Raw genomic sequence first — 13,095 nt, forward strand, 5'->3', positions numbered from 1 at the left:
GGCCTTGGTATGAGGGTCGCAGATCAGCAGGACCTGCAGGGCTTGTTGTCTCAGGCGCATCCCGCTATTTTGCGCCTTTGTGCTCACATCACGTGCCTTCCTCAGTCCGCCCAGATTACCCAGCCCATATTGGCCGACACGAGGATGAAGATGCCGAATGCAATGCGGTACCAGGCAAAGGGAACAAAGTTGTGGCTGGACACATAGCGGATCAGCCAGCGCACGCAGATCCAGGCTGACACGAAAGCGAATACCAGCCCCACGCTGAACAGGGGCAAGTCATCGACCGACAGCAGGGCACGTTCCTTGTACAGGCTGTAGGCGCCCGCACCGACCAGTGTCGGGATGCCCAGGAAGAAGCTGTAGTCGGTGGCGGCCTTGCGAGACAGACCCATCAGCATGCCGCCGATGATGGTGGCGCCGGAGCGGCTGGTGCCGGGGATCAGTGCCAGGCACTGGATCAGCCCCACCTTGATCGCATCCATCGGCGTCATGTCGTCGATTGTTTCGACGCGCTGTTGTGGGCGCTGGGCGGCAAAGCGCTCTGCGATCAGGATGATCACTCCGCCCAGGATGAAAGTCGTGGCCACCACCGTGGGGGTGAAAAGATGAGCTTTCACGACCTTGCCCACAGCCAGCCCCATGACCACGGCAGGCAGGAAGCCGATGAGCACGTTGATGGTGAAGCGCTGCGCTGTCGGATCAGAGAACATGCCAGAGATGGTCTCCTTGATGCGCTGCATGTACACCAGGATCACGGCGAAGATGGCGCCCGTCTGGATGGCGATTTCGAAGACCTTGGCCTTGTCCGACCCCGTGGCGCGGGAAAACTCCAGCAGGGAGTCGGCCAGGATCAGGTGCCCCGTGCTGGAAATAGGCAGGAACTCCGTGAGCCCTTCCACGATACCCATGAGGGCTGATTTCATGAACAGCACAATATCCACGGCCGGCATCCTGCAAGAGTCAATGGGTGCCGCATCTTAGGACAGCATGCAGATGGGTATTAGCCGACCTGGCCCCAGGGACAGGGGGGCTTGTCTAAACTGCGCCACATGTCTGCTGTGCCTCACATCCCTTTACAGAATTTTTCCTGGTCTCCGCAAGCCGAGCGCTGGTGCAATCGCTATGCCGGTTTGAGCGAGCAGCTGCAGCGTGAGCTGGGCGTGGCACTGGGGACGGCCTGGCAAGGTGATGCCCTGCCCATGCCGCGATGGGTCTTGCTCAACGAGGGGCTGGCGCGCGAGCTGGATTGGCCACCAGGGTGGCATCAGGATCCGCAGGCATTGAACGTGTTCAGTGGCAATGCCGTCTGGCCGGGCATGGCACCTTTTGCGTCGGTGTACAGCGGGCACCAGTTCGGCGTGTGGGCCGGGCAACTCGGTGATGGCCGCGCTTTGTTGCTCGGTGAAGTCGACAGCCCGATCGGCCCGCATGAGGTGCAACTCAAGGGGGCTGGCGCCACGCCCTATTCGCGGCGCGCCGACGGCCGAGCCGTGCTGCGCTCGTCGATTCGCGAGTTTCTGTGCAGCGAGGCCATGCATGGCCTGGGCATCCCGACCACGCGGGCCTTGAGCCTGGTTGCCTCGCCTCAGCCGGTACGTCGCGAAACGATCGAGACGGCCGCAGTGGTGTCACGCGTGGCGCCGAGCTTCATCCGCTTCGGTCATTTCGAACACTTCGCGCACAGTGGTGAGGATGGGCATCACGAGGCCTTGAAGGCCCTGGTCGATTTCGTGGTCGGCCACCATTACCCGGAACTTCAAGACGCACCCAACCGCGCCCTGGCCTTGCTGGATGCGGTGGTGGCGCGCACGGCCGAGCTGATGGCGCACTGGCAGTCGGTCGGCTTCTGCCATGGCGTGATGAACACGGACAACATGTCCATCCTGGGCCTGACGATCGATTACGGGCCATTCGGGTTTCTGGATGCGTTCGACCCGAACCACATCTGCAATCACTCCGATGACCATGGGCGCTACTCGTGGAACAACCAGCCGCAGATCGGCTACTGGAACCTGCGTGCGCTGGCGCAGGCCCTGCTGCCCTTGATCCCTGAAGCCAAGGACGACAGCCAGATCGTGATCGACGTGCTGCAGACGTATGAGCAACGCTTCCCGCAAGCCATGCGGGCGCGCTGGCGTGCCAAGCTGGGTTTGCAGACCGAGCAGGATGACGACGGCAAGCTGGCCGTGGCGCTGCTGCAGGCCATGGCCTCCGGCAAGGCCGACTTCACGATCACCTTCAGACGCCTGTGCGATTTCCGCAGCGATGTGCCGCCGGATCATCCCGCCAATGCGCCTGTGCGCGATCTCTTCCTGGACCGTGCCGTCTTTGATGCCTGGGCCTTGCAGTACACCGAGCGCTTGAAAGCCGAAGGCAGTGTGGACGCTGATCGTGCTGCGCGCATGCGCCGTGTCAACCCGGTCTACGTGCTGCGCAACCACATGGCGCAAGTGGCCATTCAGCGCGCGCAGAAGGGCGACTACAGTGAGGTGCAGCGCCTGTATCAACTTCTGCAAACGCCGTTCGACGAACAGCCCGGTGCCGAAGCCGATGCAGGGTTCCCGCCCGAATGGGCTCAGGCCATTGAAGTCTCCTGCTCATCATGACCGACTACAACGTCAAGAAGACCGACGCCGAATGGCGCGCCCAGCTCGACCCCATGGATTACCAGGTCACGCGTCAGGCGGCGACCGAGCGCGCCTTCACGGGCCGCTTCTGGGATCACTTTGAAGATGGCGCCTACAAGTGCATCTGCTGTGGCGCCAGACTTTTCGAGTCCGACACCAAGTTCGACGCGGGCTGTGGCTGGCCAAGCTACTGGCAGCCCGCCGAGGACGGCATCATCGAGCGCGTGGCCGACCACACGCACGGCATGATCCGGGTGGAAGTGCGTTGCCAGAACTGCGGCGCGCACCTGGGGCATGTGTTCGACGATGGCCCTCAACCCACGGGTGAGCGTTACTGCATCAACTCCGCCGCGCTAGACTTCGTGCCGCGCGACAAGTAGATCGCGGTAACTTGCGGCTCGCTGGTCGGGTCGTCCAACTCATGAAGATTTTTTTCGACCTGCTGCCCATCATCCTGTTCTTTGCCAGCTTCAAGTGGGCGGAAGGGCACAAGGACCTGGTCGCGCACTGGATGACACAGCATCTGGGCTTTGCCGTGTCAGGCGGTGCGGTGGGCGTGACCGAGGCGCCCGTGCTGCTGGCCACCGTGGTGGTCATCGTGGCCACGCTGCTGCAGGTGGTGGTGCTCAAGGCCATGCGCAAGCCCGTGGACAAGATGCTGTGGGCAGGCCTGGTCATCGTGGTGGTGCTGGGCGGCCTGACGCTGTGGTTCCATGATGAGACCTTCATCAAATGGAAGCCCACCGTCATTTACTGGATGATGGCCCTTGGTTTCCTGGTCACTGAAATCGTGCTGGGCCGCAAGATGCTGGCTCAGATGATGGGCGGCCAGGTTGATGCACCCGATTCGGTGTGGCGCACACTGGGCTGGGCCTGGGTGCTGTTCTTTGCCAGCATGGGTGTGCTGAATCTGTGGGTGGCCTTCAATTTTCCGCTGGACACCTGGGTGAGCTTCAAGATGTGGGGGAGCCTGGGTCTGACCTTGGTATTTACCCTGGCGCAAGGCCTGTATCTGAGTCGCCACATGCTCCCGGAAGAAAACAGCAAAGCCGATTGAACCAACTGTCATCAAAGAGGTCCATGATGAGTGACGCTTCCCTTACTGCCGGTCAACTGGAAGCCGCACTGCGCGAGGCTTTGCAGCCCGAAACCTGCGCCGTGTCGGACGACAGCAGCCAGCACGCGGGCCATGCCGGATCCAATGGCTCGGGCTCTGGTACGCACTTTTCGGTGCAGATCAAGGCGCGTTGCTTCAACGGATTGACACACGTTCAGCGTCACCGGCTTGTGTATGATGCCCTGCGCGATTTGATTCCTCAGGGCGTTCACGCTCTTGCGATCAAAGCCGAGCCCGTCTGAACATCCTTAGAAAGCTTTTACTGCTCATCATGAAGACTTCTCGTATCGCCAAGGCTGCCATGCTGGCCGTTTCGATCTCGCTGGCTGCTCCGCTGGCGTTCGCGCAAAACATCACCACCGTCAATGGCAAGCCCGTGCCCCGCGCGCGCGTCGATGCCATGCTGGAACAGATCCTCAAGCAGCAACAGCCCGGTCAGCCTCCCCAGGCCAAGACCCCCGAGCTCGAGCAGCGCGTGAAGGACGAGATCGTGCTGCGCGAAATCATGGTGCAGGAAGCCGAGCGCCTCGGTCTGCAACGCGGCAAGGAATACCAGACCCAGATGGAGTTCGCTCGTCAGGCCATCCTGTTCCGCTCCTTGTTCATGGAGTTCGAAAAGAAGAACAAGCCGACTGACGCTGAGGTGCGCGCCGAGTACGACAAGTACAAGGCCTCCAAGGGCGACAAGGAATACCGCGCTCGCCACATCCTGGTCGAGAAGGAAGATGAAGCCAAGGCCCTGATCGCTCAGCTCAAGGGCGGCGCCAAGTTCGAAGATCTGGCCAAGAAGAACTCCAAGGATCCCGGTTCTGCCGAAAACGGTGGCGACCTGGATTGGGCCAACCCCGGCAACTACGTGCCTGAGTTCTCTCAGGCGCTGACCAAGCTGGAAAAGGGTCAGACCACGGATACACCCGTGAAGTCGCAGTTCGGCTATCACATCATCAAGCTGGAAGACACCCGCGCTGCGCAGTTCCCTGCCTTCGAAGAAGTGAAGGGCCAACTGGCGCAGAACATGATGCAGCAGAAGCTGGCCAACTACCGCAAGGAACTGAAGAAGGCAGCCAAGACCGACTACAAGTTTACTGACGAGTGATCGCGGCCTGACCGTCTCTGAAGATAGGGAAAGAAGCCTCAGGGGCGCACCCTGGGGCTTTTTGTTTTTGTGGCCTAGGGATTGCCTCCTGGCGGATTGGCTGCCGTAATGGCGACGGACTCACGCGAGTCCGCACGACAACGGAGGCGGAACATGACGCGGTTCAGACGGTTGGGGTGCAAGTTGGCCATGGCCGGCGCCCTCCTGGCGGTCCAGGGGGTGGGCATGGCGGCCGATCCGGCGTACACGGTCATGCCTGACGTGGAGACTTTCGAGTTGCAGGAGCCCGGTGCTGGCGTCCTGACCTTCACGATCACCAACATGCTGGACAAACCGCTGACCATCGGCGGGTACGCACCCTTCATCGATTATCTGTTTGGCGACCCCACCGACGGTTTCTACCACTCTGTTCTGGGGCCAGCGACGCCCTATCTGATCCCTGCCAAGGGGATGCAGGTCGTGCCTGTCTTCCTGCTGACCGACCTCGAGTTCGACGATCCGGAAGACACGGTAGGCGGACATTGGGTATTTGCGTTGTTTCCCGAGGTGTTCGTTGGCCAGAACCCCAACGGTGGCGTGGGTGGTTTGCCCTTTGCATTGGGCATCAACGACTCTGCCGAAGTGGTGGTGCGCGATGTGCCAGAACCAGCCAGCATGGTCCTGTTTGCCATGGGGGGGATGCTGCTGCTGGTCAAGGCGCGCCACGCTCGCGGCCCTGAACGCACATGAAAAAGGCGCCCCTGGGGGCGCCTCATGCGGTGGGCAGGTCGGACTGACTCGCCGAACTGGTCTTCGGATCAGCGGTTGCTTTCCTTGACGATGACCCATTGTCCGTCGATCATCTTCCAGGTCAGCACCTTGTTGGTCTTGTCCTTGAAGTTGGCCGAGCTGTAGTTCTGCTGGAAGCTGGTCACGACCGAGTCGCCCTTGGGCACGGCCTTGATGTCGCCCACCGAGACTTCGATCGGGCCGGGCTTGGTCACCAGGCGGCGGCGTTCGCTGATCCACTTGGCCGAGGTCGACTTGGCCGGGGCGAAGTCCTTGGCGTAGTAGCTGAAGTAGCGGTCCACGTCCTTGGACATCCAGGCGGCAGCCCAGTCGCGCAGGCGTTGGGCCACGGTTTCTGCAGCGGCTTCATCGGCCACGACAGGCTCAGCCTTGGCTGCAACTGGTGCTGGTGTCACAACTGGGGCTGCCACGGCCGGGCCAGCCAGTTTGCGTGCACGGGCATCCAGCTCTTCTCGGCTGGCGGACGAGGCATCCACGGTGCTCACGGGGCAGCGCTGTGCGGCGTCGTCGGCGGCCTGCCAGTCACGCACCAGGCTCTGGTTGCCGTCGTCGTTGCTGGTCAGGCCCAGGGTCGAGGTCAGGGTGTTGCGAGCGGCTTGCGTGCGGGCGTAGGCCAGTTGCAGGTCGTACTCGGCGTTGGCGTACGAACGCTTGGCGGTGTAGAGCTCGTTTTCAGCGTTCAGCAGGTCCAGCAGGCTGCGTTGACCGATGTCGAACTGCTGGCGATAGGCGTCACGGGCCTTTTCGATGGCCAGCACGTTGCGGTCCAGTGCGGCCAGCTGGTCCTTGAGCTTCTTGATGTCGTTGTGGGCAATGGCGACAGTCTGGCGCACATCGCGGCAGGCCTTGTCACGCTGGTCGGCGGCCTGGTTGATCAGGTCGGTGTACTGGCGCACGCGAGCCTGGTCGGAGCCACCGTTGTACAGGTTCCAGTTGAGCACCAGTTGCACGGAGGAGTCGCGCTTCTGGTTCTGGACGCCGTCGAAGTTCTTGCCCACACCCGCGCGGGCACGGGCTTCCACCTTGGGCTGGTAAGCGCTTTCCTTGCTGGTGGCCTGCGCTTGCACGGCGCGCAGGTTTTCAACCGCGGCGCTGATGCTGGCGTGGCGCGAGAGCGCCTGGTTCACGGTGTCGCTGTTGCCAGCGGGGATGCCGCGGTCCAGACCGCTCGGGTTGGGTTGCTTGCCGGCCGGGGCCTCGCCCACGATGCGCAGATAGCGGGCGCTGACGTCGTGCAGGTTGGCCACCTCGGTGGTCAGGTTGGAGTCAGCCAGGGCCAGACGGGCGTTGGCCTGTTCACTGTCCACACCACGGCCCACACCAGCCTTGACCTTGGAGGCCAGTTGGTCAAAGGCGTACTTGTGTTGAACGTAGTTGTCTTCAGCCAGGGACACCAGCTTGCGGTAGCGCTGCACGTCGATGTAGGCGCGCGCGGCCTCCAGGGCGGTGTCTTCGGTCGCTGCCAGGAATTCGAAATAACGGGTGACGCGGGCATGGCCCAGGCGTTCCACTTCCTTGCGGGTGGCCTGGCCGTCCCACAGCAGCTGGTTGGCGCTCAGGGCCAGACCATTGCGGCTGAAGCTGGTCGATTCAGGATTGTTGGTGGTGATGCGGTTGCTGTCACGGCCGACGTCAGCGGTCAGATCCACGCGAGGGTAGTAGCCGCCACGGGCTACATCGGCCTCATTGCCAGCAGCGCGCAGGGCGTTGAGGCGGGCGGTGACTTCCGGGTTGTTGGAAATGGCCTTCTGAGCGGCAGCGGCCAGCGATCCGGCTGGTGCGTTCTGGGCGTGGACGGTGGCCACGGTCATGCAGGCCAGAGCCAGGATGGTCAGACGGGATTTCATCATCATCGGTTTTGTCACCTTGCACCTCGGGAGGATTTGTAAGAGCCCCGTCGAATGGCGCTTGAACGCGCTGGTATCAACTGGACACATTTGGTGTTAATCGGCGCATTTTGGCATTAAATGAAGGGCCGTTTCACATACCAAGGTCGAGGTCCGTGCAAGTGAGTGGCTCTGCAGGCGACAAAGGGGGGATAAGCGGTCAAGTTTGGTCCGTTTCGGCCGATCTGACACTGTGGTCCGCTCGCGTCCGAAAACCCCTCCGTTAAGCTCGTCATGGCGTGCCTGCTGGCCTGTCTGTGCGAGGCTTGTCGCGCGGGCGCTGTGGCTGGCCTTGCTGTGCTGCGGGATCCTGACACAGGCCTTCGAGTCGCCTCGCGTGCTGACAGCCGCGCAGCGGATGGGGCCCACCACCATGGCCAGGGCGCAGGCGCTGCTGCAGGAAATCGCCGAGGTCGCCAATCAGGACGATGAAACTCGCCTGAGAACCATCAATACCTTTTTCAATCGCCAGATTCTGTATCGCGATGATCGAGAAACGTGGGGGGTGGTGGATTATTGGGCTTCGCCTCTGGAAACCCTGAGCAAAGGTCAGGGAGACTGTGAGGATTACGCCATTGGCAAGTATTTTTCCCTGATTGCAGCCGGCATTCCGAGTGTGAAGATGCGCATGGTGTATGTCCGTGCGCAGGTGGGGGCCGGTATTCAGGCTCACATGGTGCTGGCGTATTACCCGGAACCCAATGCGGAACCTTTGATTCTGGATAACCTGATTACCGAGATTCGACCCGCTTCCAGACGCCCGGATCTGGCCCCTGTTTTCAGTTTCAACGCGGAAGGTTTGTGGCAAGGTGTAGGTGGCTCCAATGCCGGAGACCCGTCAGCCCGCCTGTCACGTTGGAGAGATGTGTTTACAAAGGCCAAGGCTGAGGGCTGGTGGTGAGTCCACAAAGGTAGAAACCGTATGTCCTTGATTCGTCAGATCTGGTTGTTGTTGCTGGTGACGCTGTTGATGGCGTTCTTCGGCAGCTTTGCCGTCTGGATGTGGTCTGCGCGCGGTTATCTGGAAACCCAGTTGCGGCTCAAGAATGCGGATAACGCGCAATCCCTGGCGTTAAATCTCTCTCAGCAAAAAGGCGACATGCCCTCCATGGATCTGACGGTGTCAGCCATGTTCGATACTGGTTTCTATCAACGCATCACACTCAAGGATGCGGGTGGGCGCGTGGTGGTCAACCACGAAGCCGACAACAAGGTGCTGCGCGATGTGGCACCGGTGTGGTTCGTGAACCTGGTGCCGGTGGAATCGGTGCCGGGCCTGGCGCAAGTGTCGGACGGGTGGCGGGCGCTCGGCTCCGTCGAGGTGGTCAGCCATGCGGGGTTTGCCCATGCGCAGCTCTGGCAGGGCAGCATCAAGACGGCAGGCTGGTTGCTGATCCTGGGGGGCTTGTCCTGTGTGGTGGCTGCCTTTGGGGTGCGTCGCATCCGGGAGCCGCTGGACGCGACGGTGGCGCAGGCTCAGGCCCTCATGGAACGGCGCTTCGTGACGGTGGTGGAGCCGCGCGTACCTGAACTGGCGCGCCTGAGTCAGGCCATGAATGCGGTGGTGGTGCGGCTGAAGTCCTTGTTTGAGGAGCAGTCCAGCCAGGTCGAGCAATTGCGGCAGCAGGCGCACTGCGATCCGCTGACCGGCTTGTCGCACCGTCGGCATTTCATGGCGCAGCTCAATGCGGCGCTCAACAGCGATGAGGGTTCCGGCTCTGGCGTGTTGTACCTGATCCGCCTGGTGGACCTGGCCGGTATCAATCGCCTGTTGGGGCACCGTACGACGGATGCCTTGTTGCAACGCTTGTCCAGAACGATGGCCGAAGTGTCGTCGGGTGTGGACGGCGCGGCCAAGGGCCGGCTCAATGGCGGCGACTTTGCCGTATGTCTGACGGCCTCCAATGTGCCCCTGCCTGACCCAGAGCACTACGCCGATGCAGTGCGCCGCTCGTTTGCCGAGCAAGCCGTGTCGGCATCGGTGGTGGTGGGTGCCGTGCACTGGCGCCGTGGCATGCCTTTGCAGCAGGTGCTGGCTGCCGCCGACTCTGCGCTGGCCAAGGCAGAAAGCCGTGGTGCCTTTGCGGTGGACATGGCCGAAGAGCCCTCCACCAATATGGCCGTATTGGGCGAGGACGAATGGCGCAACAGGTTGACGTCGGCGCTGGCCGCGCGGCGTGTGCAGTTGATGCGCTACCCGGTGGTGGACCGCCAGTTGATGCTGGTGCATTACGAGTGCCCATTGCGCTTGCAGCTCGAGTCGCAAGGCGAATTTGAAACGGCCGCGCACTGGCTGCCCATGGCCTTGCGCTCGGGCCTGATCTCGCAGATTGACGAGATGGCCGTGGTGCTCGCCCTGGAAGAGATTGCCGAGGATCGTCAGGATCGTGGCGTGAACCTGTCGCCGGCCTCGCTGGCAGACAGCGGCTTCATTCCCCGTATCCGTGCGCATCTGGCTGCGGCACCGGAGGCTGCGCAGCACCTGTGGCTGGAAGTGGCCGAGAGCGCGGCTGTGGAACGCTTCGAACAAGTGCGAGAGTTGTGCAAGCAGTTGCGGCCTTTGAAGGCGCGCATCGGTCTGGAGCATGCCGGCGAGAAGCTGGCGCGCATCGAGTTCCTGTTTGAGGCCGGGCTGGATTACATCAAGCTGGACGCATCGGTGGTGCAAGGCGTGGCACAGGATGCCTCACGCGCTGCGTATGTGTCGGCCACGGTGAGCATGCTGCATGGCCTGGGGCTGCAGGTGTATGCCGAAGGCGTGTGTGAATCGGCCGACATCCTGGCTTTGCGCCAGGTCGGCATCGACGGGGTCACCGGGCCTGCCGTGCGTTTGAACTGAGGTCTCTGGCCCGACGCGCTGATCGCGCCATGAAAAAAGCAGCCCGTGGAGGGCTGCTTTTGTTTGGGGGCTCGTTTTACGCCAAGCCCTGAGGAATCAAGCGCTCAGCAGTTGTCCACCAGCAGCTTGCCGCGGTTGACCAGTTCGCTGATGATCTGGTGGTCGTTGGCTTGCTGATCGAGCCCCAGCGAGGCACGGATGTCCACATTGGCCAGCACGATGTGCTGTTGCTCGGTGCAACCCGAACTGTCGCTGTGTCCCGTTGCGTCGGCGTGGAAGCCGCCGTTGGCGCTCACGTGGATGATGGTGCTGCCGGGTTGCGACTGGGTGTCGAAATCCAGGAAGTTCAACAGCTTGTCGATGTTGGCTGAACCTGATGCCGAGCCGCTTTGCTCGGCATGGAGCAGGTCGCGCAGGTCCAGCACGTCGCCGCCTGCGTTCCGGGCGGCGCAGTTGAAGTCGTGGATGGTGTCGACGTGGTGCTCGCCGGATGTCGGGCGATCGGCCAGGTTCCAGGCGAACACGTCCGTGTCGCAACTGCTGTGATGCTCGCCGTGGCCCGCCACCTCATGCTCGATGTGGTCGACCAGCGGCGCGGCGTTCACGTCAATCGCGACGATGCTGCTGGAGATCGTTTTGGTGTCGGTGGCACCGGCTGCATCGGTGGCCTTGATGGTCAACTGCGGGAACAGATCCACCGACAGGCCCAGCACATGCGCGGGGTCGTAGGTCAGCGTGGACAGCAGGTGGTTGACCTGAGCGACGTCGATCGTGGCGCCGGGCGTTTCTGCTTCGATGACCAGGTGGCGGGAGTCCGCGCCACTGATGTGCAGGCCGTGGGTGAGAGCCGGATCCAGCGAGAGGCTGAGCTTGCTGTGGTCACCCAGCAGCGTGCCCAGTGACAGGAACTGCCCGACGCTCACGTCCACGCGGATCAGGTTGTTGTCCACATCATTGACGGCCACATGCTGGTTCTTGCTGAGGTCCAGCAAGGGGTTCACGGCCAGGTCGACCAGGCCCAGGATGTTGTGGCCATCGCTGTCTGCCAGCACGGTGGGGGCGTGATTGGTGGCGGCTGTGGTGGCGGTCGTCAGGGTGACGGAGCCGCTGGCGCGGTCGCCATCCTTGTCCACGATGGTGTAGCTGAAGGTCTCATCGCCACCGGTGCGGCCTTGCTTCATGGTGAAGTCGCCCGTGACCGTGTTGAGCTTGATCTCGGCGCCCGATTGCAGCGTGATCGTGAGGATCCTGGTGGCCGGATCCAGCACGGAGCTGACCTGCTTGCTCGACGAGAAGGACTCGATGGTCTTGAGGCCGTCGGCACCAGCCAGACTGGCCAGGCTGCCGGACTTGAGCGTGGGCACCGTGTCGATCAGGTACTTGGTCAGCTCGGCATTGGTCTTGAGCGTGGTGGCGCTCTGTTCCGTGCCTGAGATGCCGTTGTAGGCAATGGGCTCGATGTTGGCGATGTACTGTGCGGTCAGCGTGCCTGTCCCGACGGCATAAGAGTCGATGTGGTTGTCCTTGAGGAACTTTTCCCAGTTGGCTTCGTCGCTGCCGGTGTCGATGGCCTTGCCTGTGTTGGGTTGACCATCGGTGATGAAGTAGGACACGTTGACGCCATCGGCCAGCTTGCCTGCGACGCCAAAGGAGGCCTTGGCTGCAGCCAGGGCCGCGTCGTAGTTGGTGCCGCCGTCAGCGGACAGGGCATCGATGAAGGTCTTGGCCTGGGCCACGGTCAGCCATGCGGGGCGGCCTTGGCCAGCGTCGTTGAACGTGACGATCTGGATCTTGACGTCCCCCAGGTCGTCATAGCGGTCCACCAGGGACTTGATGGCGGCCTTGATGCCGTTGACAGTCTTGTCAGCCAGGGTGTCTTTCATGCTGCCCGAGGTGTCGATGATCAGCATGAGGTTGGTGTTCTGCGTGCCGGTGGTGGCATCGACGCGCATGACCTGGGCGCCGGACACGGGGCTGTCATCTTCGATCAACACGTTCAGCGTGGCGCTGCTGGTGGTGTAGCCGTCGTTGGCATTGACCTTGAGGCCGATGCTCAGGACGTCTTCCGTGCTGGTGTTGGGGTGATCGACAGGGCCTTGCAGGGTGACCTTGTAATGGCCCTGATCGTCAATGGTGGCGGTCAGGATGGGTTTGCCGCCCACCACGCCGATCAACGGGTTGGCGGCCGTGCCATTGCCGATCCAGCTGATGGCGGCACCGCCAGAGGTCAGGCCGCTGGGGCCGGAGAGGGTGAGGGTGACCTTGTCGCCTTCGGCGTCGCTGATGGCGAACTGGCCGGTGGCTTCCTTGGTGTTGACGGTGTCGGGTGAACCTTGGTTGTCGGCGTTGGCGCCTGCCAGGCCCTCTTCGGACACAACGGCCGGGCTGGACTGGGTACCGATGACGGGGGCGTCATTGACAGGCGCAATGCCGATGTCGATGGTGGCCGTGGTCGTGCCGCCGTGGCCGTCCGAGACGGTGACGGTGAACGAGTCTGCACCGTTGTAGTCCTTGGACGGGGTGTAGGTCCAGGTGCCGTTGGCGTTGACGGAGACGGTGCCGTGTGCGGGGTCGGAACCCTTGGCGTAAGTCAGCGCATCGCCATCCGGGTCGGTGGCCTTGACCTGTCCGGAGACAGGCTTGTCTTCGTCAGTGGTGAGCTTGTAATGGCCGGTCGCCGGATCCAGATTGGGGTTCGTGGGATCGTCGATCTTCGGACCATCGTTGACGGGGTTGAT

The 13,095-nt window shown here is 62.3% G+C and carries 11 protein-coding genes; 8 read left to right on the forward strand and 3 right to left on the reverse strand.

Going from position 1 to position 13,095, the window contains the following annotated elements; genetic code table 11:
- Positions 1 to 101: 101 nt before the first annotated feature.
- On the reverse strand, positions 102 to 944 hold the full coding sequence (locus VFW93_RS04810) for an undecaprenyl-diphosphate phosphatase (protein WP_329692848.1): 843 nt from the start codon (positions 942 to 944) through the stop codon (positions 102 to 104).
- Positions 945 to 1,052: 108 nt separating this feature from the next.
- Between VFW93_RS04810 and VFW93_RS04815 the strand changes: the two genes are divergently transcribed.
- From VFW93_RS04815 to VFW93_RS04840, 6 genes are all read left to right on the forward strand, one after another.
- Entirely contained in the window at positions 1,053 to 2,609 is a 1,557-nt protein-coding gene (locus tag VFW93_RS04815) for a protein adenylyltransferase SelO (protein ID WP_329692849.1), read from the forward strand.
- Entirely contained in the window at positions 2,606 to 3,010 is a 405-nt protein-coding gene (gene msrB, locus VFW93_RS04820) for a peptide-methionine (R)-S-oxide reductase MsrB (protein ID WP_329692850.1), read from the forward strand. The genes VFW93_RS04815 and msrB overlap by 4 nt, the downstream gene beginning before the upstream one ends.
- A 41-nt stretch (positions 3,011 to 3,051) precedes the next feature.
- On the forward strand, positions 3,052 to 3,687 hold the full coding sequence (locus tag VFW93_RS04825; RefSeq protein ID WP_329692851.1) for a septation protein A: 636 nt from the start codon (positions 3,052 to 3,054) through the stop codon (positions 3,685 to 3,687).
- Between the two features lie 26 nt (positions 3,688 to 3,713).
- Entirely contained in the window at positions 3,714 to 3,989 is a 276-nt protein-coding gene (locus tag VFW93_RS04830; protein WP_329692858.1) for a BolA family protein, read from the forward strand.
- Positions 3,990 to 4,018: 29 nt separating this feature from the next.
- On the forward strand, positions 4,019 to 4,843 hold the full coding sequence (locus VFW93_RS04835) for a peptidylprolyl isomerase (RefSeq protein ID WP_329692852.1): 825 nt from the start codon (positions 4,019 to 4,021) through the stop codon (positions 4,841 to 4,843).
- A 189-nt stretch (positions 4,844 to 5,032) separates the two neighbouring features.
- Complete coding sequence (locus tag VFW93_RS04840) at positions 5,033 to 5,572, forward strand: PEP-CTERM sorting domain-containing protein (RefSeq protein ID WP_329692853.1); 540 nt, start codon at positions 5,033 to 5,035, stop codon at positions 5,570 to 5,572.
- Between the two features lie 68 nt (positions 5,573 to 5,640).
- On the opposite strand, the gene VFW93_RS04845 is transcribed toward VFW93_RS04840, so the two are convergent.
- Complete coding sequence (locus VFW93_RS04845; protein WP_329692854.1) at positions 5,641 to 7,485, reverse strand: TolC family outer membrane protein; 1,845 nt, start codon at positions 7,483 to 7,485, stop codon at positions 5,641 to 5,643.
- A gap of 370 nt (positions 7,486 to 7,855) precedes the next feature.
- On the opposite strand from VFW93_RS04845, the gene VFW93_RS04850 reads away from it, so the two are divergent.
- Both VFW93_RS04850 and VFW93_RS04855 read left to right on the forward strand, forming a co-directional pair.
- Positions 7,856 to 8,419, forward strand: coding sequence for a transglutaminase-like cysteine peptidase (locus VFW93_RS04850; RefSeq protein WP_329692855.1), 564 nt, complete (start codon positions 7,856 to 7,858; stop codon positions 8,417 to 8,419).
- 21 nt (positions 8,420 to 8,440) lie between these two features.
- Positions 8,441 to 10,357, forward strand: a complete 1,917-nt coding sequence (locus VFW93_RS04855) for a bifunctional diguanylate cyclase/phosphodiesterase (RefSeq protein WP_329692856.1) — start codon at positions 8,441 to 8,443, stop codon at positions 10,355 to 10,357.
- Positions 10,358 to 10,461: 104 nt separating this feature from the next.
- Here VFW93_RS04855 and VFW93_RS04860 read toward each other — a convergent pair.
- Positions 10,462 to 13,095: Ig-like domain-containing protein (locus VFW93_RS04860; RefSeq protein ID WP_329692857.1), on the reverse strand; the 2,634-nt coding region annotated here is incomplete at its 5' end.

The sequence above is a fragment of the Aquabacterium sp. genome (assembly GCF_036279675.1).
Lineage (GTDB): Bacteria > Pseudomonadota > Gammaproteobacteria > Burkholderiales > Burkholderiaceae_C > Aquabacterium.

Bases quoted from the DNA above. Each gene is read 5' to 3' on its own strand.
- VFW93_RS04815 (WP_329692849.1), top strand. From the start codon at position 1,053: ATGTCTGCTGTGCCTCACATCCCTTTACAGAATTTTTCCTGGTCTCCG.
- msrB (WP_329692850.1), top strand. From the start codon at position 2,606: ATGACCGACTACAACGTCAAGAAGACCGACGCCGAATGGCGCGCCCAG.
- VFW93_RS04825 (WP_329692851.1), top strand. From the start codon at position 3,052: ATGAAGATTTTTTTCGACCTGCTGCCCATCATCCTGTTCTTTGCCAGC.
- VFW93_RS04830 (WP_329692858.1), top strand. From the start codon at position 3,714: ATGAGTGACGCTTCCCTTACTGCCGGTCAACTGGAAGCCGCACTGCGC.
- VFW93_RS04835 (WP_329692852.1), top strand. From the start codon at position 4,019: ATGAAGACTTCTCGTATCGCCAAGGCTGCCATGCTGGCCGTTTCGATC.
- VFW93_RS04840 (WP_329692853.1), top strand. From the start codon at position 5,033: ATGGCCGGCGCCCTCCTGGCGGTCCAGGGGGTGGGCATGGCGGCCGAT.
- VFW93_RS04845 (WP_329692854.1), bottom strand. From the start codon at position 7,485: ATGATGATGAAATCCCGTCTGACCATCCTGGCTCTGGCCTGCATGACC.
- VFW93_RS04855 (WP_329692856.1), top strand. From the start codon at position 8,441: ATGTCCTTGATTCGTCAGATCTGGTTGTTGTTGCTGGTGACGCTGTTG.